The organism is Rhizobium sp. FKL33 (assembly GCF_005222915.1).
Taxonomy (GTDB): Bacteria; Pseudomonadota; Alphaproteobacteria; order Rhizobiales; family Rhizobiaceae; genus Rhizobium_E.
Genome location: NZ_STFX01000023.1, coordinates 44437 through 68300 on the forward strand (window position 1 = coordinate 44437; position 23864 = coordinate 68300).

Here is a 23864-nt window from a genome sequence, read left to right on the forward strand (position 1 = left end):
CAAACACTTTATGGTTGGATGCAAGGAATTATGTTTCGCTCTTTTTAATTTAGATCCTTCGCGTAAAACGGCAGATTCACAGCGACACTCCCTCAAATGACGTAACGTCTGTTGCGCTTGCTCCGGTCTTGCCGCCCCTCAAATGTTAACGCTTAATTCCCATTCGTCGCCGGTAACCCTTCGTTAACCATGAAATGCAACCATTTATCCACCATGGGGGCATGGGCATCGCATTTTAAGGGGTCTCTAATATGCCAGTTATTACAATCGCGAACACCAAAGGCGGAGCAGGCAAGACGACGGCGGCGGTGCTGCTGGCGGTGGAGCTCGCCCATTGCGGCCACAAGGTCACGGTTTTCGACAGCGACGCCCAGGCCTGGTTCTCCGAATGGTACAATGTGGCGCGGCCGGCGGGCCTGCTCACACTCGTCACCCGGGTGACGCCGGCCTCGCTGGAATGTCAGATCCGCGACATGGCGCCGGATGAATATTTCATCATCGATCTCGCCGGCGAGCGCAACCAGCTGACCGCCACCGCGCTGGCCTTCGCCAATCACGTGCTGATCCCGGTGCAGGGTTCGGCGATGGACGCCAAGGGCGCGATGAAGATCCTCGACCTGATCAAGCAGATCAAGGCCGAGACCGGCTACGACATTCCGCATTCGGTACTGCTCTCGCGCGTCAACCCGATGGTGACCACGCATTCGCTCTTGGTCATCAAGGGCCTGCTCGCCCAGCGCAACGTCAATGTGCTGGCCACGCCGATCGTGGAGCGCGGCGCCTATCGCGAAATGTTCGACCATGGCGTGACGATCTACGATCTCGACCCGGCGAAAACCTCCAATCTCGACCGCGCCCAGGCCAACGCCCGCGAATTCGCCGCCGAAATCATGCGGCTGCTGCCGGCCCGCGTCATCCGCACCACCCGCCGCAAGACCTTCTTCGGCTGGGGCCGGGCGGCGTGAGGCGCGCCTATAACTGACACGATCAGCGACGCGCCACGGGCGCGTCGTTTTCGTTTGGGGCGACATCAGGGACGCGGTCGAGAATGGCGAGCGCCAGAGCGGGGTCGCCCCGCCTGGCTCGCATTTTCAACGCTTGCAGCGCATCGCGACGCGCCATGCCGTCGGAGATCAAACCGGAGAGAAGCGCGTCGAGCGTGACGCCGTCTTCGTTTGCGGCGCGCATCGCCTCCTCCATCAGGCGTTCGTCGAGCGGCAGCGGATAGGTGGTGTTCATTCGGGATTGCTCCTGTCGTGATGTCGAACAAGGTAGTCCCGCGCGTTCATTGCGACAAGTCCGAAGGCGCGCAGACTCGGATGGTCGAAATGCTTGTCCTGGCTGACGATGACGGCGGCGCCCGCAGCCAGCGCGCATTCGACGTAAAGATCATCCTTGGGGTCATTGAGAAAAGGACGAAACCGGAACCATGGGCTGGTGAGGGTCGCGCATCCAAAGACCGCATCGAGAACGATGTCCATGTCCTCAGCGTTCATCCACGAATGTTGTCCAAGCAGACCCGGGCGCTTGAGGACATCTTCATATTCAAGCGCAACCGCCGGCGAAACGGCAAACTTTATACCGCCCTCCTTTCATCTCAAGCACATCGCCCCGCACTTGCGTGTTCTGGCGCGACAGTTTGGTGAATTCCAACTCGAAACGCCCGATGGCGCTGATGTTTTCGGAAATATTGCTGTTCAGCGTCTTCATGCCGTCGAGAATGACAGAGAACTGGTGGATCAGGCGCTTCTGAAACTCAAAATCTTCAGACATCGGGCGATCTCGGCGTTGACGAGGAGGATCATACAACGTTGCGATGACCGAGACAACAAGGACAACCGGCGGGGTCAGGCAGGTCAAGCGACGGAAGCTTCTGGCCTAGCCGGAGTGATCATCCGCCGTCTCGCCGCGCCGTCTGACGCATGAGGCCAGGATATCGGCCAGAACGAAGAAGGGGGCGCCGATGAAGAGGATATTGGCGCTCACCGCCTGCCAGAGGGCGATGGGACGCTCGGTGTCTTGCACCAGTGGATTGGGGAAGCACCAGAACAGCCCGGTGATCGCCAGCACGACGGCGGCGTTGACCAGCAGCCTTTCGCCGGCCCGCGGCCAGACGGCAACCAGGTCCCTACGCATGAGCCCGACAAATGTCAGGGCGGCGAGCCCCGCGAGAATGACGAGCGTCAGTCCGGCATAGATCTCGGTCGCCGCAAGATAGGCCCGCGCGCCGGGACCTGCGGTCCGGAAGGTCTCCGGCGACAGTTCCGCGATGAATTTCGGGATATGGGCGGCGCTCCAATCTCCATAGCCGGAATGCGCCAGCGCCAGCGGGAGATCCGGCCCCCGGAGCAACGCCAGAAGACCGAGCGCGACGACCACCAGAAACGCGAAGCTCCAACCGATTGCGCTCAGGAAGGGCGAGGCATAAACCCGCGCCTTGGCGGGGGCGGATGGTGCGGGCGGCTCATTCCGCAGCGCGCGCGGCAGCATCAGCCAAAACGGGGAACGCGGCGTCCCGCCCTTATGGCGCACACGCGCATGCAGATAGGCGAACCAGTCCTGCAATCCCGACAGCACGGCCGCCAGCCAAGTGAACGCCCAGCCATTGAGATAGGCGACGAGAGCGACGATCGCAGCGAGCGCGGCCGAGGCCAGAGCAAAGAAGCGGCGATGGCCCGGCAACCGGATGAAGATCGACAGCGCCATGGCGGGGAGAACGACAAACAAGACCGCAGACAACACAATCGGACGGAATGCAAAGAGCGGGCTGCGCGTCACGATGCCGACCAGCCCGAGGGCGATGACGAAGGACAACACCGCCGGCAGCGACCGACGCGCCAGAGCCGACCAGAGAATGGAATACAAAGGAGCCTCTCACCAATGGAACAAGGCGCTTTTAGACCATTCCCCCTTCGCCATAAAGTTGATCTTCCGTGTTTCGCCCGCCGCCCCTCCCCCTTGCCCCCGCCCCGCATTCGCTCTATCCAGCCGGCTCCCTTTCCCCCGCCCCGGAGGCCTCGACCATGCTCCCCTGGATCACCCTGGATACGGCTCAGATTCCCGGCGGGGATGAGGTGTTGCGGCTCAAGCAGCGGGGGACGGAGTTTTCGATCATGCTCGGGGCCAACGAGCTGATGAACAGCCGGCTCTACGGCTCGGAAGAGGCGCTGGCGACGCTCACGCTCGACAGGCTCGCCGGGCGGCCGAAGCCGAGAGTGCTGATCGGCGGGCTCGGCATGGGGTTTACGCTGCGCGCCGCGCTCGGGCGGTTGGGGCCGGAGGCGATGGTGGAGGTGGCGGAACTCGTGCCGGAGGTGGTCGACTGGGCGCGCGGGCCGATGGCGGCGCTGCATCAGGGCACGCTCGATGATGTCAGGGTGACGATCACCGTGGGCGATGTCGGCGCGGTGATATCAGGCGGCAAGGCCTATGACGCCATCCTGCTCGATGTCGACAACGGCCCGGACGGGCTGAGCCGCACCGCCAATGACGCGCTTTACAATGCCCGCGGGCTGGGGCTCGCCAAGGCGGCGCTTGCGAAAGGCGGCGTGCTCGCCGTCTGGTCCTCGGGCCGCGATCCCGGCTTCACCAAGAGGCTCAATCAGGCAGGGTTCCAGACCGAGGAAAAGATGGTGCGGGCGACCGGCAAATCAGGCGCCAAGCACACGATCTGGCTGGCGGTGAAGCCGTAATGCCAAGTGTCACAGGTCGAAATCGGCGGCGGTGAGATTGGCGAGCTTGACGTTTTCGATAAGGATCTGATCGTCGCCGACCAGGTCGATGATCACATTCTTGCCGCTCTGACGCATGAAATCGCTCTTGAGTTCGGCGAATGTGTCGAACAGGCCTCGGTCGGCGAAGAAGCTCAGATCGATCGAATCGTGCCCGGCGCCGGTCGATTGAAACCCCTTGATGCGATCGCTGCCGTTGTCCGCGGTAAAGACGAAGATATCCTCCACCTTGTCGGCGGCAGATCCGCCGATCAGCACGTCGTCGCCCGCCCCGCCATCCATCGTATCGGCGCCGCCGCGGCCCTTGAGCAGGTTGTCGCCGTCATTGCCGAGCAGGACGTTGGCGCTCGCGTTGCCGACGCCGCGCAGGTTTTCCGAGCCTCTGAGCTTGAGGTTTTCGAGATCGGCTCCCAGGGTCCAGTTGCGGGCGACGAAGATCATATCCTCGCCATCGCCGCCGAAAATCTCGTATTGGCCTTCGCCGACAAAGATCGTGTCGGCGCCGAAGCCGGTGTCGACGCTGCCCGAAATCGCGCCGGCGGTCAGGCGGACCACGTCGTCGCCGGCGCCGAGCGTGAGGCCGCCTTGGATGACGCCGGTGTTGACGATGGTGTCGGCGCCCCCGCTCATGATCACGTCGCCCGCGATCACGCCGCTGTTGCGCAGCGTGTCATCGCCGTCGAGCGCAGTGACGCCGCCGAGGATCTCGCCGGAATTGCGGAAGAGGCTTGTCTCGCCCGTGCCGCTCAGCAGGTTGACCGCAACTTCGGCGCCCGTCGCGACCACGCCCCTGTTGGTGAAATCCGCGCCGGCGCCGATCAGTTCGACAGCGACGTCCAAAGCGCTCATCCGACCGACGTTGATCACCGTCGCATTGCTGCCCGAGATGGACATGGCTTTGCCGTCGCCTGCGGAAACCTCTCCGTGATTGACGACGATATTGTTGTTTCCATCAATATCCATGCCGTCGCTGTCGCCCCGGATCTCGCCGAAATTGGTGAAACTCGAAGAATTGGTGAAGGCGGTGATCGCGTCGGCGCTGACGGACACCACACTGCCGCTGGCGCCGATGACGACATCGTCTGTGCCGCTTCGGGTGCTCGTGCTCACGCCGATCAGCATGCCGACGTTGGACAGAACGATCACATCGCCGTGGATGACGTAGTTGCGGAAGTTCTCGTTGGACTGCGCCAGGATCGCCGTTCCCGATGTCACCAGGCTGCCGGTTTGCGTGACGACGACGCTGTCGCTGGCGGCGAGCGAAACGGCGGTGGAGGACAATGTGCTGATGTTGGTCGTGGCCATATCCGGCTCCTTTGGTTGAGGCATTGGTCAGGAAGGCGCGCCATCGGTCGCGCCTCAGGCGTCAGAAGATGAAATCGCTCGCTCTGAAGTCGGCGAGCGTGACGTTTTCCACCGTCACCTGGTCATCGCCGGGCAGGTCGATGATCACATTCTTGCCGCTCTGGCGCATGGAATTGGTGTTGAGATCGACGAAACTGTCGAAGGCTTCGTTCTCGCCGAAATCGCTGAGATCAATACGGTCGTCGCCCGCCCCCGAGATCTGAAAGCCGCGGATCCTGTCGGCGCCGCAATCGAGGTTGAAGACGAAAGTGTCGCGCGCGCCGTCTTTCGCCGAGCCGCCGATCAGCAGATCGTCGCCGCGGCCGCCATTCAGCGTGTCGGCGCCGGCGAGACCCTTGAGCGTGTTGTCGCCGCGATTGCCGGTGATGAGATTGGCGGCGCTGTTGCCGACGCCCTTGAGCGCGTCGCCGCCGCGCAGGGTCAGGTTCTCGATATCGAGGCCGAGCACCGTATTGCGGATGACCGAGAGCGTATCTGTCCCCTCGCCGCCCGAGACCTCGAAGTCGACGGCGCTCAAAAAGATGACATCGTCGCCGGGCCCGGCTGTCACATCGCCGCCGACCACGCCGGCGAGAAGCTTCAGCGTGTCACTGCCGGCGCCGAGATCGATATCGCCGGTGATGACGCCGGTGTTGATCAGCGTCGCATTGGCGAAGGTTACGACGACGGAGCCGTCGATCACGCCGGAATTGACGATGCGGGCTGTCGCGCCCGTCTCGCCTGAAATCTGCGCCGCCACGCCACTATCCACCGCGATCACACCGGAGTTGGACAGCGACAGGCTCGAACCCGACAGCTGGACGGCGACGCCGCCGGAGGTGATTTCACCGCTGTTGGCGACAGCGCCACCATCGCCGGACAGGAGTATGCCGAAGCTTGCCGAGTTGATCTCGCCGCTGTTGATCACGCCGCTGTTGATGACCGTGTTGCCGTCTCCCGTTACGATGACGCCGCGAGCGCCGGTGATGGCGCCGGCATTGTTGAGCCGCAGGAGATTGGCGTTGCCGGTGATCCCGGCATCCTCTGCCAGAATGCCGCCGCCAGCGCTGATCATGATGTCGTCGCCGGAACTGAAGATCGGGTCGAAGGTGAACTCGTCGAAGGAGCCCAGCGAGACGCCGTCGTCGCCCGCACTTATGATCCGTCCGTCGATCAGCACATTTCGCGCGACAAAGGCGCCGGCAAGCTCCACTGCGTCGAGGGACGTGATCAGCGACGCGCCGGCGGCGACCACCAGCGTGTCAGCGCTGCGCGTGAGACTGACGGCGGTGGTGGAGTTGCTGGTCAGGGTCGTCGAGGCCATCGTCGTTCTAGCTCCAGTCATTTTGCGGGATCGTCCGGCGATTGCCGGTTGCCTTCGGGTTAACAAAAGCTAAATTGAAAACCCGGCGGGCGACAAAGCCCATTCCTGGGTGCATCCGTCTCAAATCTGGGCGGATCTGACGATATCGGGGAGAGCGTGATGGACCAGATGAACCGCATGCCGAGGCCGGAAGCGCTCGCCGAACGCGCCGCGGCGCTTGCCGCCCATCCCGCCTTCTTTCACGTCGCCCGGGCCGGCGCCAAAGGCCTGCTCGCCATGTATGACCAGAACCCGGCGCTGGTGCGGCTGATCGGCAATCACCAGAAATGGCTGCTTACCGGGTTGATCTACGGCGCCTATCTCAAATCCATCGCGCCAGACGCCGCCCGCCCCTTCTGCGCCGCGCAGGTGATCGAGGATGCGCAGGCGGTGAAAATCCTCAGCCGTAACACGGTGCAGCAGACCATGGACGCGCTGTCGGCCTATGGGCTGCTCGGCAAAAGCGAGCATGGCGAGGACGGGCGCGTGACCTTGCTGCAGATTCCCGACCATATCCACGGCTCGACGCGCGGCTGGGTGATCATGCATTGCCAGGCGCTGGACGGGCTCGACGGCGGCGACCGCGCGACCCAAGTTGCGGCGCGGCCGGAGCGCTTCGCCGCGATCCATCGCGGCCTGATGACAGGCCTGACGGCGCCGGGCGGCTGGCGCGATCCGCCGGAGGACGTGGCGCTGTTCTACGACGCCCGCCACGGTTTTCTCATCGCCGAACATCTGGCGGCCGAGGCCGAGGATCTCGGCGAGCGCCATGTGGTGAAAGGCCTGACCCGCAGCGGCGTCGAACGCCGCTACGGCATCGGCCGCTCCACCGTGCACCGGCTGTTCCAGGCGGCGGAGGCGAAAGGCGTGTTTACGCCTCTCGCCGGCGGCGTCGCCGTCTCGAACGGCTTCATGGCCGACTACGCCGGCTGGCAGGCGCGGAAATTCGCAGCGCTGGATCTGGCGGTGGAGGCCGGCCTTTCCGGCGAGGCCTGAGGCCTCACCAGGATTGCAGCGCCCTCAGCGTCGGGGTCTTCTTGAAGACGTGATCGTCCATGCGGGTGAACAGCCGGTCGATCAGGCCGACGGCCTCGACCACGGCGGGGCCCTTGTTGAGCATCACGCATTCGGCGCGGGCGGCCATGGCGGCGTCGGTCATTTCGCCGCGCGAGGGCACGCCGTCCTTGACCAGATCCTCCAGCACCTGGGTGGCCCAGATCACCGGCGTTCCGGCGGCTTCGCAGATCCACAGGATCTCCTCCTGCATTTCGGCCAGCCGCTCGAAGCCGATTTCGGCGGCGAGATCGCCGCGGGCGATCATCACGCCGAAGGGCCGGCGGGCCCGGGCGATCAGCGCCGGCAGATTGCGCACTGCCTCGGGCTGCTCGATCTTGGCGATCAGCGCGAGCGGTCGGGCCGGTTCGCCGGCGCGCGAGAGCGCCGCTTCGAACAGGTCGAGATCGTCGGGACGGCTGACGAAGGAATAGCCGATCATGTCGGCGACGCCGATCACGGTCTTGAGATCGGTCTCGTCTTTCGTGGTGAGCGGCGACAGACCCAGCGCGGTGTCGGGCAGGTTGACGCCCTTTTCCGGCTTCAGCTTGGCGCCGCCGGCCTTGGCCTTGACGACGCGGAGCAGCGCCTCGGTCGCGGACTTTTCCTCCACCACCGCTTCGAGCTTGCCGTCGTCATAGCGGACGCGATGGCCGACCTCGAGCCGGGTGACGATGTCGGGCAGCGACACCGAGGCGGCGAAGCGGGCGCGACCGTCGAGCTCGGGCGGATCGATGGTCAGGCGGAAGAGATCGCCGGGGGCGAGTTTGCCCGCCTTCTTCTCGGACGCCACCGTCTCGACGCGGATCTTCGGGCCGGCGATGTCCATCAGCACCGGAATGTCGCGGCCGAGCGTCTTTCCGGCGGCGCGGACATGGGCGGCGATGGCGCGCCAGACATCCGGGCCGTCATGGGCGCAGTTGATGCGGGCGACATCCATGCCGGCTTTGGCCAGCGCCAGCACGAAATCGGCGTCATCCGCCGCCTCGCCGGGCATGGTGACCATGATGCGGCCACGGCGATAGGCGCGCGGCGGGCCGAACAGCAGATCAGTCGCCGCAATCAAACTGTTCTCGCCGGCGAAGAATTCCTCTTCCGTCGGCGCGGCGTGTTCGGTTGCGCCGCCCGTGAGCGCGGCGAGCGCATGGGCGACCGCATCCAGCGTCGGCAGCACCCGGCTTTCCATCCGCCCGAGCGAGGAAAGGCCGCGCGCCATCAGCTTGCGTTGCAGCGGCCGGAGATCGCGATGGCGCAGCGCGAGATAGGCGGCGAGATTGAAGAGTTCCGGCCTGATCGCGGCGGGGTCGACGCCGAAACCGGCGATCAGAGCGGGGGCGGCGTCCGTCGCCTCGCGTCTCAAAGCCTTGATCTCTTCGAAGAGCGCGGTGTTCGCGCCGTCTTCGGCGGCGATGTCTTGCGGGGTGACGTTCTGGGCGGGGCTGTCGACGTGAGCGTCCATGGCGGGTCTGTCCTCGTGGCGTTTGACGGGCATCCTACAGGCTCGCCGCGAAGCGCCCATGACAGGGATCAAGCGGCGCGGACGGAAAAGCCTCAGGGCGAGGCGCGGCCATGAACCGGATTTTCGAGCTTCGCCATTTGCTTGCCCCGGAATCAGTGCTAACCCTCCGATGAGACTTTCACAGGATCGCCCGCCGTCGATGTTCCGCCTGCCCTTCCTCGTCGCGCTCGCGCTCCTCGCCGCTTTCGGCCTCGGTATCGGCTCGACGGTGATGATGCTCGACGCCTCCTCCGGTTTCGGCGCGATCCGCATCGGCGCCTGGAAGGCCTTTCCGGCGGCGCAGACGGCGGATGCCGATCCTTACGCCCGCTCGCATCGCGCCCGCGCCGGACGGCTGCTCTATGGCGCGGCCGAGGGCCTGAGTTTCACCGCCGAAACCGACGACAGCGGCCAGGGGCTGACGCCCGCCTGCACCTATCTGATCACCGGCCAGACGCCGCCGGCGCGGTTCTGGACGCTCTATCCCGCCGACAGCAAGGGCGAGCCGATCGCGGTGAACGCGGCGCTGCCGGGCGCGCTGAATTCGGTGACGGCGCTGCGCCGCGCCGATGGCGGCTTCACCATCGCCGTCTCGCCGCGGGCGCAGGCCGGCAACTGGCTGGCGGCCCCGGCCGACCGGCCCTACCGGCTGGCGCTGACGCTGTTCGACACGCCGGCGGCGGGCTCTTCCGGCCTGATCGACGTGAAGATGCCGACTGTCGAGAAGGCGAGCTGCCCATGATCCGCGCCTCTCTCTTCTCCCTTTTGGTCGGCGTGGCGGGCGCGGCGCTTCTGCATGTGATCATCGTGCTGGCGCTGCCGGCCTTCACCGGCATCGACGCCTACACCAAGCTGACCAATTACGACGCCGACCAGCGCTTCGTGCGCTTCGGCGCCAAACCCGACGCGATGGGCTTTTCCAACGGCGATCCCTTCCTGCGCACCGCCGCCTGCCTGGTGTCGGTGGCCGAACGGCCGGTGCGGCTGACGGCGTCGGCGGGGCCGGTGTTCTGGTCCTTCGCCGTCTACGATTCCGACTCCAACGAGATCTTCTCGATGAACGACCGCTCGCAGGCCGGCGGCGATCTCGACGCGATCATCGGCTCGCCCGAACAACTCGCACGGCTCCGCCGCGACAACCCCGACGCGGCCTCCGACTATGTGCTGATCGAAATGCCCAGGCCGGAAGGCTATGTGGTGATCCGCGCGCTGGCCCCCACCCCGAGCCAGGACAAGGCGGCAAGGGATTTCCTCGACGGCGCGAGCTGCGAAGGCGGCTGAAGAGCGCGTCTCCCTATACTCGATACGTTGGCAGCGCGACAACAGATGAGTTTAAATCCCGATCTCGTCACTACATATTTTTTCTATTACAATGTAACGACGACGAAACTCAAACTTATAAGCTCAATACTTTTATATTAGAGATATCTATACCAAAAATGATCAGTGTTTATGCAAGATCTATATATTTAAGGTAATAATTCGGCAAGAACCGACAGGCTTTATAGCCCTTCAGAACACATAGCCGAAAACCCTGCCTGAGGACCGTCGTCGTCAGGCTCAGGCGTCGAACCAGCGATGTGGACACGGCCGCGAGGGGGCATCAGGCCCCGGCGTATTCCAGACTGAACCGTCGGCAAGCGACGGCGCGGGTCGGCCGATGCTGATGACGCAGCCACATATTCACCCCTAAACCCGACGCGCCCCGTCAAGGCGCGGCAACCTCGTCATCGCAAGCAGGAACCGACAGAGACCGCCAGCATCTTTCAGTTCCTTCAGAAATTGTCCGATGCGCAGCCAGACGCGAACTGTTTCATCAAATCCGAAAAGGCCTTTCCATGAGCACCTACTACACCACCGACGAGACGACCACGACCGATTATGTCGACGTGACGGGATATGAACTCTCCAACGAAGTGACCGAAACATCCACTTATGAATACGACCGGTGGTATATTGAATTAACAAATTCAAATTATTCATTCCAAATTTACGTTGACAATTCCTATATTTTAACTATGCCCATCACGACATCTGCAGTAAACTTTATAATTCAGCCATTTTATTTTTCAGATAAAGAACACCTAATACTTGTATACACAGATAGAACTGACTCCTACGCATACATTTATGACATAGACGGAAATTTAATCAAAAGCTATACACTCACGGGCGCAAACGATATTTCTAGAGTATCCGTCGACTCGGATACGGGTGACATCGTCATCGAGTATCAAACCTCAGCGATGAGCTCGGAACCCGAATATGCGCTGATCGATTCCGGCTACTCCGCCAACGCAGCCCCCACTCTCGCAACCAGCGCAACCGCCGCCACCGACGCCGACACTGCGCTCTCCGTTGACACCAGCCTGCTCGGCACGGACGCCGACGGCGACACGATCAGCGTCAGCACGGCCTCGGCGAGCAACGCCATCGTGATCGAAGACGGCGAAAACGGACTGCTGGTGATCTATACCGGCTCGCTTGCCGAAGGCGAGACCGCGACCGTAGACGTCACCTACACGCTGAGCGACGGCACGGCTGAGACGACCGGCGGCGCGCTCACCGTTAGCGTCACCGGAACCGGCTCGACCACGCTCAACCTCACTTTCGACCAACTCGTTACGCTCTATGAGAAGGGCTATACGACGCTTGGAGAGATCGGCGGCGTCTATACCGCCATCACCGTCAGCGCCGACAGCGACGACCTGTCTTCTATTTCCACCTATGCGACCGCCTATGGCGCCCTGACCGTCGACCTCACCGAACCGGCGAGCATCACGGTCGCGCTGGCCGAGAGCCTCATCACCGCCGGCATCGCCTTCGCCGATGGCGACAACATCACGATCTCCGACACCGCCGAAAACATCGAGGCGCTCGATGCGGACGACATCGCCGCGCTCGCAACCCTCGGCATATCGGAGATCAAGGCCAGCGATGAAAAGCCGGGTCTGAGCCTCGCCCAGATCAACGCCCTGGCCGATGCCGATATTTCCGCGAGCTATGGCTCGGGCGACTATCTCGCCACGACCTCCAGCGAGACGCAGATCGGCACGACGACATCGAATTACAACACCGATCTGACGGCACTCACCGGCGGCGGCTATGCGGTGTCCTGGACCGCTTACGATACGTCCTCGAGCAGCTATCAACTTTATGTCGAAGTGTTCGACGCCAAAGGCGCGGTCGTCAAGGAGGCCACGGCGATCGCGACGTCCGTCTACTTGTACAGCGGCGGCGCGCTGAGCGCTCTGAGCGATGGCGGCTTCGCCGCCGCCTGGGCGAATGGCAACCGAACGACGGTCACGCTCGCAACCTTTTCGGCCGAGGGCGACCCGGTCATGCAAAAGACGGTCAACGACACGACCGGTCAATATGTCTCCTATGTCTCGACCGAGGAACTCGCCAACGGCAATCTGGTGACCACCTGGACGACCTACGGACAGGATGGCAGCAGCTACGGCGCTTATATGAAAATCGTCGATTCCGACGGCGATGTCGTTTTAGCGGAAACGCGCGTCAATACCACGACATCAAATAGTCAGAACCAGCAGGAAGTCGTTGCGCTCGACGGCGGCGGTTTTGCGATTGTCTGGGTGTCCGATGGACAAGATAGTAGCGGTGCCGGCGTCTATATGAAGGTCTATTCGGCCTCGGGCGTTGAACTTCTCGGCGAAACCAGGGTCAACACGTATACAAACAGCCAGCAAACCTTTCCGGATCTGACGGCGCTGGCGACCGGCGGCTTCGTCGTCAACTGGTCTTCCGCCGTACAGGACGGCTCATACTACGGCGTCTATATGAAGGTCTATGACGCCAGCGGCAATGAGGTGCTGGCGGAAACCCGGGTCAACGACACCACGGCAGGCCCTCAGTATTACAGCGAAATCACCACACTGACCGATGGCGGCTTCGTGGTGACCTGGATGGGCTCCGCATCCGATTCTCACGTCTACGCCAAACAATATGCAGCCGATGGGACGGCGGTGACGACGGAGATCCTCGTCAGCACCGCTAGTTCAGGTGAGTTCGACTATTACCCCGGCATCATCGCGCTGAGCGATGGCGGTTACGCCATCGCGTGGTTCCATTACGAGTCGTCGAATGATGGATATATCCCTCAGCTCCGGATCTTCGACGCCGACGGAAATGCCGTGGGAGATATCCTCTCCGCATCCAGTTCGCATGGCAGCACCGACATCTCCTATAGCGAACTCTCGGATCCCTACCCTGAAATCACCGAACTCGCCAATGGCGACATCGTCGTCGCCTGGACGTCGAACGACGGCGTCTACACCCGGACTTTTGAATCGGATACCGCCAGCGCCAGCCTCGACGACACAGCCGCCGTCATCAACGGCCTGTCGGTATCCGATATCGCCGACCTCGTGGAACTCGGCGTCACGACCATCAACGTCACGGACGCAGGGGCGGTCACGTTCGAGAGCGACATCGCCTCGTCGCTGATCGCCATCGACGACATGATCATCACCGGCGCGACATCGGTGACCGTGTCGGGCGAAGGCGTCGCCATCGACGATTTCGACGCCGACGACATTGCCGCGCTCGACGCACTTGGCGTCACCGCGATGGATGTCAGTGACGACGGCAAGATCACCCTCACCCTCGCCCAGGCAAACGCCTATGTGGCCGCCGGCATCGACTTCGCCAGCGACGACACAGTGACCGTCACGCTCTCGGCGACGGAACTTGCTGCATTCGAGACCGATGATCTCGCCGATTTCAAAAGCGTTGGCGTCGACGTGTTCGATCTCACCGACGCGGCGAGCATCACGGTGACCGATGCCGAGGATCTCATCACCGCCGGCATCGCCTTCGCCGATGGCGACAGCGTGACGATCTCCGACAGCGGCGAAAACCTCGCTGCGCTTTCGACGACGACAATCGCTTCACTCGCCGGGCTCGGCGTCTCGGCGGTCGACGCCAGCGGCGACGGCAAGGTGTCGTTCTCGCTCGAACAACTGACCGCATTCGACGAGGCCTCGATCGCGCTTACCGCGGACGACGCCATTACCCTCTACGACACGGCGGACAACCTGTCCGGGCTCGACGTCGATGACGCGACGATGCTCGAAGGGTTCGGCGTCTACACGATCTCGGTCTCCGACGGCGAAGCGGTCAGCATCAGCGCATCGGTCGCGTCCGCGCTTTCCACGATCTCCGGCCTCGCCATTTCCGGCGCGGCCTCGGTGACCGTCACGGGAACCGGTTCGACCATCGACGATTTCGACGCCGACGACATCGCCGCGCTCGCAACGCTCGGCGTCACCGCCATGGATGTCAGTGACGACGGCGCGGTCACGCTCAGCCTCACCCAGGCAAACGCCTATGTGACCGCCGGCATCGACTTCGCCAGCGACGACACAGTGACCGTCACCCTCTCGGCGACGGACCTCGCCGCAGTCGAGACCGACGATCTCGCCGATCTCAAAAGCGTTGGCGTCGACGTGTTCGATCTCACCGAGGCGGCGAGCATCACGGTGACCGATGCCGGGGACCTCATCGACGCCGGCATCGTCTTCGCCGATGGCGACGATGTGACGGTCTCCGACACAGGCGACAATCTCGCCGGGCTTTCGACCACGACAATCGCCTCGCTCGCCACACTCGGCGTCACCAGCCTGAATGCCAGCGACGACGCCGTCACCCTCACCGTGGCGCAAGCCCAGGCGCTGATCGCCGCCGGCATCGCCTTTGCGACCGGCGACGCGGTCACGATCTCCGACAGCGCCGCAAACATCGAGGCGATGGATGCGGACGACATCACGGCGCTCGCAACCCTCGGCATCTCGGAGATCAAGGCCAGCGACGAGGCCCCTGCCCTCAGCCTCGCCCAGATCAACGCCCTGGCGGATGTGGATATTTCGGCTGGCTATTCCTCGGGCGCCTATGCCGCCGCGTCCTCCAGCGATACGCTGATCGGTTCGACGACGTCGAATTACAACACCGATCTGACGGCACTCACCGGCGGCGGCTATGCGGTGTCCTGGACCGTTTACGATACGTCCATAGCCAGCTATGTCCTCTATGTCGAAGTGTTCGACGCCAGCGGCGCGGTGGTCAAGGAGGCCACGGCGATCGCGACGTCCGTCTACTTGTACAGCGGCGGCGCGCTGAGCGCTCTGAGCGATGGCGGTTTTGCCGCCGCCTGGGCGAATGGCGACCGAACGACGGTCACGTTCGCAACCTTTTCGGCCGAGGGCGACCTCGTCATACAAAAGACGGCCAACGACACGACCGGTCAATATGTTTCCAATGTCTCGACCGAGGAACTCGCCAACGGCAATCTGGTGACCACCTGGACGACCTACGGACAGGATGGCAGCAGCTACGGCGCTTATATGAAAATCGTCGATTCCGACGGCGATGTCGTTTTAGCGGAAACGCGCGTCAATACTACGACATCAAATAGTCAGAACCAGCAGGAAGTCGTTGCGCTCGACGGCGGCGGGTTTGCGGTCGTCTGGGTTTCCGATGGACAAGATAGTAGCTTTGACGGCGTCTATATGAAGGTCTATTCGGCCTCGGGCGCTGAACTTCTCGGCGAAACCAGGGTCAACACGTATACAAACAGCACGCAATCCTTTCCGGATCTGACGGCGCTGGCGACCGGCGGCTTCGTCGTCAGTTGGGCCTCCGCCGTACAGGACGGCTCAAGCTACGGCGTCTATATGAAGGTCTATGACGCCAGCGGCAATGAGGTGCTGGCGGAAACCCGGGTCAACGACACCACGGCAGGCGCTCAGTATTACAGCGAAATCACCACACTGACCGATGGCGGCTTCGTGGTGACCTGGATGGACAACTCATCCGGCCCTGGCGTCTACGCCAAACAATACGCCGCCGATGGAACGGCGGTGACGACGGAGATCCTCGTCAGCAGCAGTTCGTCGATCCAGAACTTATACCCCGCCGCCCTCGCGCTGAGCGATGGCGGTTACGCCATCGCCTGGTTCCATTACGAGTCGTCGATTTCTGGATATATCCCTCAGTTGCGGATCTTCGACGCCGACGGAAATGCCGTGGGAGATATCCTCTCCGCATCCAGCTCGCATGCCAGCAACGACATCTACTATGGCGACACCTCGAATGTCTACCCTGAAATCACCGAACTCGCCAATGGCGACATCGTCGTCGCCTGGACGTCAAGCAGCGGCGTCTACACGCGGACTTTTGAACCGGATACCGCCAGCGCCAGCCTCGACGACACGGCCGCCGTCATCAACGACCTGTCCCAATCCGACATCGCCGACCTCGTGGAACTCGGCGTCACGACCATCAACGTCGCGGACGCAGGGGCAGTCACGCTCGAGAGCGACATCGCCTCGTCGCTGATCGCCATCGACGACATGATCATCACCGGCGCGACATCGGTGACCGTGTCGGGCGAAGGCGTCGCCATCGACGATTTCGACGCCGACGACATTGCCGCGCTCGACGCACTTGGCGTCACCGCGATGGATGTCAGTGACGACGGCAAGATCACCCTCACCCTCGCCCAGGCAAACGCCTATGTGACCGCCGGCATCGACTTCGCCAGCGACGACACAGTGACCGTCACGCTCTCGGCGACACAGCTTGCCGCGCTCGACGCGGACGATCTCACAGATCTCGACGATCTCGGCGTCGACGTGTTCGATCTGTCCGAAGCGGCGAGCATCACGGTGGCCGATGCCGAGGACCTCATCGACGCCGGCATCGCCTTCGCCGATGGCGACAGCGTGACGATCTCCGACAGCGGCGAAAACCTCGCCGCGCTGACGACCACCAAAATCGCCTCACTCGCCACGCTCGGCGTCACCAGCCTCGACGCCAGCGGCGACGGCGCTGTGACCTTCACCTACGCCAAGTATTCCGCCCTCGTCACCGCCCAGATCGCGCTGACCGCCGACGACACGGTGACCGTCACCGCCACCGCCGACGAGATCTCGGCGCTGTCCACCACGGAGATCGCCGCGCTCGGAACCTACGGCGTCGACATCATCGACATCGACAGCAACACGCTGACGCTGACCGACGACCAATATGCCGCGTTCATCAGCGCCGGCATCAGCTTCGACGCAGGCGACGCGATCAACCGCTCTGTCGTCGTCAGCAACCCGGATGACGCCACCGACGCCGACACCGCGCTCACGGTCGCAACCAGCCTGCTCGGCACGGACGCGGACAAGGACACGATCAGCGTCAGCGCCGCATCGGTCACCAGCGACAACGCCATCGTGATCGCAGACGGCGACGATGGTCTGCTGGTCATCTATACCGGCTCGCTCGACGAAGGCGAAACTGCGGAGGTGGATATCAGCTACACGCTGAGCGACGGCACGGCTGAGACGACCGGCGGCGAACTCACCGTCACCGTCACCGGAACCGGCTCGACCACGCTCAACCTAACCTTCGACCAGGCCGTCACGCTGTATAACGCGGACTTCACCACGCTCGCATCGATCGGCGGCCCCTATACCGACGTCAGCCTGACCGCCGACAGCGACGATCTCTCTTACGTCTCGACCTACGGAACCGCGTATAACGTCTCTTCGGTCGATCTGAGCGACGACAAGGCGAGCATCACGGTGGCGCTGGCCGAGAGCCTCATCACCGCCGGCATCGCCTTCGACGACAGCGACACAATCACCGTCGCCGACACCGCCGAAAATCTCGCCGCGCTCACGACCACGACAATCGCCTCGCTCGCCACGCTCGGCGTCACCAGCCTCGACGCCAGCGACGACGCCGTCACCCTCACCGTGGCGCAGGCCGAGGCGCTGATCGCCGCCGGCATCGACTTTGACGACAGCGACACGGTCACGATCTCCGACACCGCCGAAAACATCGAGGCGATGGATGTGGACGACATCACAGCGCTCGCAACCCTCGGCATCTCGGAGATCAAGGCCAGCGACGAGGCCCCGGCCCTCAGCCTCGCCCAGATCAACGCCCTGGCGGATGTGCATATATCCACGAGCTACGCCTCGGGCGCCTATGCCGCCGCGTCGTCTAGCGAAACGCTGATCGGTTCGACGACGTCGAACGGCAACACCGATCTGACGGCGCTCACCGGCGGCGGCTATGCGGTGTCCTGGACGGCCTACAACACGTCCAACTACAGCTACGACCTTTATGTCGAAGTGTTCGACGCCGACGGCGCGGTCGTCAAGGCAGCCACGGCGGTCGCCACATCGGCCTGGTCCAACTCTGGCGGCGCGCTGATCGCGCTCAGCGACGGCGGTTTTGCCGCGACCTGGGCGAATCGCAGCCAGACGACGGTCACTCTGGCGACGTTCTCGGCTGACGGCGATCTCGTGATGGAGCAGGCGATCAACGACACGGCCGGTTCATCTGTATCCTATGTTTCGACAGAAGAACTCGCCAACGGCAATCTGGTCATCACCTGGTCAACCTCAGGTACCGATGGCGACGCCTTCGGCGCGTATATGAAAATCGTCGAGTCCGACGGCGATGTCGTTTTAGCGGAAACGCGCGTCAACACCTATACATCAGGTAGTCAGGCTCAGCAGGAGGTCGTCGCGCTCGACGGCGGCGGGTTTGCGATCGTCTGGACCTCGAATGGACAGGACGGCAGCGGGAACGGCGTCTACATGAAGGTCTATTCGGCTTCTGGCGCTGAAATTCTTGGCGAAACCAGGGTCAATACGTCTACCAATGGGGCGCAAGAAAATGCCGATATAACCGCGCTCGCGAATGGCGGCTTCGTCGTCAGCTGGACCTCCGGCAACGAGGCCAACGTCTACATGAAAGTGTATGACTCGCTCGGCAATGAGGTTCTCGACGAGGAGACGCCGGCCAGCGACACCAACGGGAACTATCAGCCCTATAGCGAGATCACCACACTGACCGATGGCGGTTTCGTGATTACATGGATGGAATTCTCGTCCAACTATGAAATCTATGCGAAACAATACGCTGCTGACGGAACAGAGGTGACGTCGAAGACCCTAGTCAGCAGCGGCAGCTCGTCAAATGAAGAGTACTACCCCGGCGTCATCGCACTGGCCAATGGCGGTTACGCCATCGCCTGGTTCCACGTAGATAGTGCGCGGCGATACCTCATCCAGCTGCGGATCTTCGACGCGGACGGAAATGCCGTGGGAGATGTCCTCTCCACGTCAGCCTTGAATGGCTCCTCCGAAATTTACAATAATGAAAACACGAACCGATACCCGGAAATCACCGAACTCGCCAATGGCGACATCGTCGTCGCCTGGACGTCGAGCAACGGCGTCTACACCCGGACCTTTGAACCGGACACCGAAAGCGCCAGCCTCGACGATGAGGCGGCCGTCATCAACGGCCTGTCCCAATCCGACATCGCCGACCTCGTGGAACTCGGCGTCACGACCATCAACGTCACGGATGCAAAGGCGATCACGCTCTCGGCCGATCTCGCCTCGTCGCTGATCGCCATCGACGACATGGCCATCGCCGGCGCGACATCGGTGACGGTGTCGGGCGAGGGCGTCGCCATCGACGATTTCGACGCCGAGGACATCGCCGACCTCGCAACGCTCGGCGTCACCGTCATGGATGTGACAGACGACGGCGAGATCACGCTCAGCCTCGCACAGGCCCAGGCTTATGTGACCGCCGGCATCGACTTCGCCAGCGACGATGTGGTGACCGTCATCCTGACCGCGACTGAGTTTGCCGCGCTCGACACGGACGAGCTCACAGACCTCGACGATTTGGGCGTCGACGTGTTTGATCTCTCGGACGACGCGGCGACGCTGACGCTGACGGAAGCCGCAGCGCTCTCGGCCAAGGGCTTTTCATTCGCCGACGGCGACACGGTTACGATTTATGACAGCGGCGAAAACCTCACCGCGCTCTCGACGACGACGATCGGCACGCTCGGAACGCTCGGCGCCGCCAGCCTCGACGCCAGCGACGACAAAGTGTCGTTCTCGCTCGCGCAGCTCACCGCGCTCGACGCCGCCGACATCGCGCTCACCGCTGAGGATACGGTGACGCTGTCGATCGAGGCCAGCGATCTGTCGGCTCTGACCACGGCCCAAGCGACCTCGGTCGCCGGCCTCGCCGTCGACACGATCTCGGTCTCCGACGGCGAGGCGGTCAGCTTCGACGCCGACATCGCGGCGCTGCTCTCCGCCAAGACCGGCCTCGCCATTGCCGGCGCGGCCTCGGTGACCGTCACCGGAACCGGTTCGGAGATCGACGATTTCGACGCCGAGGACATCGCCGACCTCGCAACGCTCGGCGTCAGCGCCATGGATGTGACAGACGACGGCGAGATCACCCTCAGCCTCACCCAGGCCCAGGCCTATATCGCGGCGGGCATCGTCTTCGTCAGCGGCGACACAGTGACTGTCACCCTGACCGCGACTGAGCTTGCCGGGCTCGACACGGACGACCTCGCCGATCTCGACGCTCTCGGCGTCGATGTGTTCGATCTGTCCGACGCGGTGAGCATCACGGTCGCCCAGGCCGAGGACATCATCGACGCCGGCATCGTCTTCGCCGCCGACGACAGCGTGACGGTCTATGACAGCGGCGAAAACCTCGCTGCGCTCACGACCACGACGATCGGCGATCTCGGGACACTCGGCGTCTCCGTCATCGACGCCAGCGACAACGCGGCGACATTCTCGCTCGCGCAACTGACCGCGATCGACGCCGCCGACATCGCGCTCACCGCTGCGGACGCCGTCACCCTCGACGACACGGCGGCCAACTTGTCCGAACTCGACGCCGACGATGTGACGATGCTCGCCGGTTTCGGCGTCAACCAGATCACGGTCTCCGACAAGGGCGCCGTCAGCCTGACTGCCGCCGTGGCGTCTGAGCTTGCCGCGATTTCCGGCCTCGCTATTTCCGACGCAAGCTCGGTGACCGTGACGGGAACCAGCTCGGCGATCGCGGCTTTCGACGCCGACGACATCGCCGCACTCGATGCTCTCGGCGTCACCACTATGGATGTGACCGGCAACGCCATCACCTTGACGCTGGCCCAGGCCAACGCCTACATCTCCGCAGGCATCGCCTTCTCCAGCGGCGATGTGGTGACGCTGACGCTCTCGGCTGCCGAGCTGGCAGGCCTCGACGCGGGTGAGATCGCCAATCTGGACGGTATCGGCGTCGACATCATCGACATGACCGGCGACATCGCCGCGCTGACGCTGGTCCAGGCCGCCGCGCTGACCACGGCGAGCATCTCATTCGCCGGCAGCGACACGATCACGATCTATGACAGCGGCGCCAATCTCGCCGCGCTGACCACCGCGACGATCGGCGATCTCGACACGCTCGGCGTCTCCGTCATCGACGCCAGCGACAACGCGGCGACATTCTCGCTCGCGCAACTCAGCGCGCTCGACGACGCCTCGATCGCCCTCACCGCCGCCGACGCCGTCACCCTAAACGACACGGCGACGACCCTCTCGGGTCTGAGCGCGGACGACGCCACGATGCTCGCCGACCTCGGCGTCAACCAGATCACGGTCTCCGACAAGGGCGCCGTCAGCCTGACTGCCGCCGTCGCGTCCGGGCTTGCCGCGATCTCCGGCCTCGCCATTTCCGACGCGGCCTCGGTGACCGTGACCGGAAGCAGTTCGGCGATCGGCGCGTTCGACGCCGACGACATCGCCGCGCTCGATGCTCTGGGCGTCACGACGATGGATGTGACCGGCGACGCCATCACGCTCACCCTCGCCCTGGCCAACGTCTATGCGAGTTTCGCCATCGCCTTCGTCAGCGACGACGTGGTGACCGTCACGCTCACGGCCACGGAGATGGAAAACCTCGATGCCGAGGAGATCGCCAGCCTCTATGCGATCGGCGTGGACGTTTTTGACGAAACGGGCAACCCGGTCACGCTCAGCTTCGCGCAGGCCGAGGCCATGATTGCCGGCTCCATCGCGGCTGCGGACGGCGACGTGGTGACGGTGACGCTGACGACCGCGCAACTGGCCGATCTCGACGCCGACGATATCGACGACCTCGACGACATCCGTGTAGACATCCTGGATGTGATCAACAACGACGCCACGCTGTCGCTGGTCCAGGCTGCGGCACTGACCACGGCGGGCATCTCTTTCGCCGACAGCGACACGATCACGGTCTATGACAGCGGTGCCAATCTCGCTGCGCTGACGACAGCGGCGATCGGCGATCTCAAGGATCTCGGCGTCACCAGTCTGGATTCCTCCACCGAGGCCGTGGCCTTCTCGCTGGCGCAGCTCAGCGCGCTCGACGACGCCTCGATCGCGCTCACCGCGTCGGATCTCGTCTCGCTGACCGACATGGCGGCCAATCTGTCGGAACTCGACGCGGATGACGCCACGATGCTCGCCGATCTCGGCGTCGACGTGATCATCGTCTCCGACGAAGGCGCCGTCAAACTCGACGCATCGGCGGCCGCCACGCTCTCCGAGACATCCGGCCTCGCCATCATTGGCGCGGTATCGGTGACCGTGACCGGAACCAGTTCCGAGATCGGCGATTTCGACGCCGACGACATCGCTGCGCTCGCCGATCTCGGCGTCACCGCCATGGATGTCGCCGACGACGCCATCACATTGTCGCTCACCCAGGCGGAGGCCTATATCGCCGCCGGAATCGCCTTCGACAGCGACGACGCGGTGACCGTCTCCGTCTCGCTGACCGAGGCGCAATCGCTCGACAATGCCGACGAGCTCTCTGAAGCCGGCGTCGACTTTATCGAAATCGACGCCTCGGCCGCCGAGATCAAGGCTCTCACCGTCGAAGACATCGCCGCATTGGGCGCTGCGGGCGTCGACAGGATCGATATCGACGAAGACAAGGTCGTGTTGACCGCAGCGCAGATCGCCGCCTTTGCCGGCGCCGGCATTTCGTTCGACGACAGCGACACCATCACCGAATATGTGGCGATGACGCTGGTCAACGACACGACGTCCGCGTCCGAGCATAAACAGGCGAAGATCAATGTCATCGACAATGACAGCGCGCTCGACGGCCTGAGCCTGACGCTCACCGGCGCGACAGTCACCTCCGGCGACGGCGCGGTCGTTGTCAAAAGCGACGGCACGCTGTCGGTCACATATAACGGCGACGATATCGACGGCGACGAGACGGCGAAGGTTGTCGTGACCTATACCGCCACCGACGGCGAAACCAGTTCGACGGCGAAACTGACCGTGACATTCACGGCCACGGCGGAGGCCGGCGACGACATCTACGGCACCGAGAAGAAAGACACGCTGACGGGCACCAGCTCCGCAGAGCGGATCTATGGCCTCGCGGACGATGACACGCTGTCGGGCTTTGGCGGCAATGACACCCTCTATGGCGGGGCCGGCGACGACACGCTGTATGGCGGGGCCGGCAATGACAATCTGTTCGGCGGAGCCGACAACGACCTGCTCATGGGCGGCGACGGCAATGACACGCTCGACGGCAGCACGGGCAAGGACAAGATCTATGGCGGGGCCGGAAAGGACAAGATCTATGGCGGCACCGGCGACGATCTCGTCTCTGGCGACGCCGGAAACGACACGCTGACCGGCGGCGCCGGCGACGATACGCTGTCCGGCGGAAAGGGCGCCGACACCTTCGTGTTCATCGAGGAAATCGGAACCAACAAGGAAATCGTCACCGACTTCACCGCCACCGGCTCCAGCCATGACGTCATCGATCTTACCGATTTCGACATCGGCTCGTTCAAGGAGCTGAAGGCGCTGATGGATGACAGCGGCAAGAATGTCGCCATCGAATTCGAGGGCGGCGGAACCATCGTCCTGAAGAATCTCGAGATCGACGATCTGACCAAGAACGATTTCCTGCTCTGACCTGAGAGCGGGACGCCATACAAAACGCCGCCTCGCGAAGCCGGGGCGGCGTT

The 23864-nt window shown here is 63.3% G+C and carries 13 protein-coding genes; 6 read left to right on the forward strand and 7 right to left on the reverse strand.

Annotation, left to right across the window (positions count from 1 at the left end; genetic code table 11):
• The first annotated feature begins 251 nt into the window (after positions 1 to 251).
• On the forward strand, positions 252 to 965 hold the full coding sequence (locus tag E8Q41_RS14845) for a ParA family protein (protein WP_137156329.1): 714 nt from the start codon (positions 252 to 254) through the stop codon (positions 963 to 965).
• A gap of 22 nt (positions 966 to 987) precedes the next feature.
• Here E8Q41_RS14845 and E8Q41_RS14850 read toward each other — a convergent pair whose 3' ends face one another.
• The 4 genes from E8Q41_RS14850 to E8Q41_RS14865 are packed head-to-tail and all read right to left on the reverse strand — an operon-like array spanning position 988 to position 2865.
• Entirely contained in the window at positions 988 to 1239 is a 252-nt protein-coding gene (locus E8Q41_RS14850) for a hypothetical protein (protein ID WP_137156330.1), read from the reverse strand.
• A complete protein-coding gene (locus E8Q41_RS14855) occupies positions 1236 to 1580 on the reverse strand; it encodes a PIN domain-containing protein (protein WP_137156331.1) in 345 nt (114 codons plus the stop codon). Before E8Q41_RS14855 ends, E8Q41_RS14850 begins: the two co-directional genes overlap by 4 nt.
• Entirely contained in the window at positions 1546 to 1860 is a 315-nt protein-coding gene (locus E8Q41_RS14860; RefSeq protein WP_137156332.1) for a hypothetical protein, read from the reverse strand. Before E8Q41_RS14860 ends, E8Q41_RS14855 begins: the two co-directional genes overlap by 35 nt.
• Before the next feature lie 18 nt (positions 1861 to 1878).
• On the reverse strand, positions 1879 to 2865 hold the full coding sequence (locus E8Q41_RS14865; protein ID WP_137156333.1) for a hypothetical protein: 987 nt from the start codon (positions 2863 to 2865) through the stop codon (positions 1879 to 1881).
• Between the two features lie 158 nt (positions 2866 to 3023).
• On the opposite strand from E8Q41_RS14865, the gene E8Q41_RS14870 reads away from it, so the two are divergent.
• Positions 3024 to 3692 (forward strand): hypothetical protein, encoded by a 669-nt coding sequence (locus E8Q41_RS14870; RefSeq protein WP_137156334.1) that lies wholly within the window; start codon positions 3024 to 3026, stop codon positions 3690 to 3692.
• Between the two features lie 9 nt (positions 3693 to 3701).
• Here the strand turns inward: E8Q41_RS14870 and E8Q41_RS14875 are convergent, their stop codons facing one another.
• Complete coding sequence (locus E8Q41_RS14875) at positions 3702 to 5036, reverse strand: calcium-binding protein (protein WP_137156335.1); 1335 nt, start codon at positions 5034 to 5036, stop codon at positions 3702 to 3704.
• 61 nt (positions 5037 to 5097) lie between these two features.
• The gene (locus E8Q41_RS14880) at positions 5098 to 6399 is read right to left on the reverse strand and encodes a hypothetical protein (protein WP_137156336.1); all 1302 of its coding nucleotides are present in this window, start codon (positions 6397 to 6399) and stop codon (positions 5098 to 5100) included.
• A 159-nt stretch (positions 6400 to 6558) separates the two neighbouring features.
• On the opposite strand from E8Q41_RS14880, the gene E8Q41_RS14885 reads away from it, so the two are divergent.
• Positions 6559 to 7434 carry a hypothetical protein gene (locus tag E8Q41_RS14885; protein ID WP_137156337.1) on the forward strand — a complete coding sequence of 292 codons (876 nt, stop codon included), beginning with the start codon at positions 6559 to 6561 and terminating at the stop codon, positions 7432 to 7434.
• A gap of 4 nt (positions 7435 to 7438) precedes the next feature.
• Here the strand turns inward: E8Q41_RS14885 and E8Q41_RS14890 are convergent, their stop codons facing one another.
• Entirely contained in the window at positions 7439 to 8950 is a 1512-nt protein-coding gene (locus tag E8Q41_RS14890) for a pyruvate kinase (protein ID WP_137156338.1), read from the reverse strand.
• A 199-nt stretch (positions 8951 to 9149) separates the two neighbouring features.
• Here E8Q41_RS14890 and E8Q41_RS14895 point away from each other — a divergent pair, with 199 nt between their 5' ends.
• From E8Q41_RS14895 to E8Q41_RS14905, 3 genes are all read left to right on the forward strand, one after another.
• Positions 9150 to 9731: a DUF1214 domain-containing protein gene (locus tag E8Q41_RS14895; RefSeq protein ID WP_137156396.1), complete on the forward strand. Its 582-nt coding sequence runs from the start codon at positions 9150 to 9152 to the stop codon at positions 9729 to 9731.
• Complete coding sequence (locus E8Q41_RS14900) at positions 9728 to 10270, forward strand: DUF1254 domain-containing protein (protein ID WP_137156339.1); 543 nt, start codon at positions 9728 to 9730, stop codon at positions 10268 to 10270. Before E8Q41_RS14895 ends, E8Q41_RS14900 begins: the two co-directional genes overlap by 4 nt.
• A 965-nt stretch (positions 10271 to 11235) precedes the next feature.
• Entirely contained in the window at positions 11236 to 23811 is a 12576-nt protein-coding gene (locus tag E8Q41_RS14905) for a calcium-binding protein (protein WP_137156340.1), read from the forward strand.
• Positions 23812 to 23864 lie beyond the last annotated feature (53 nt).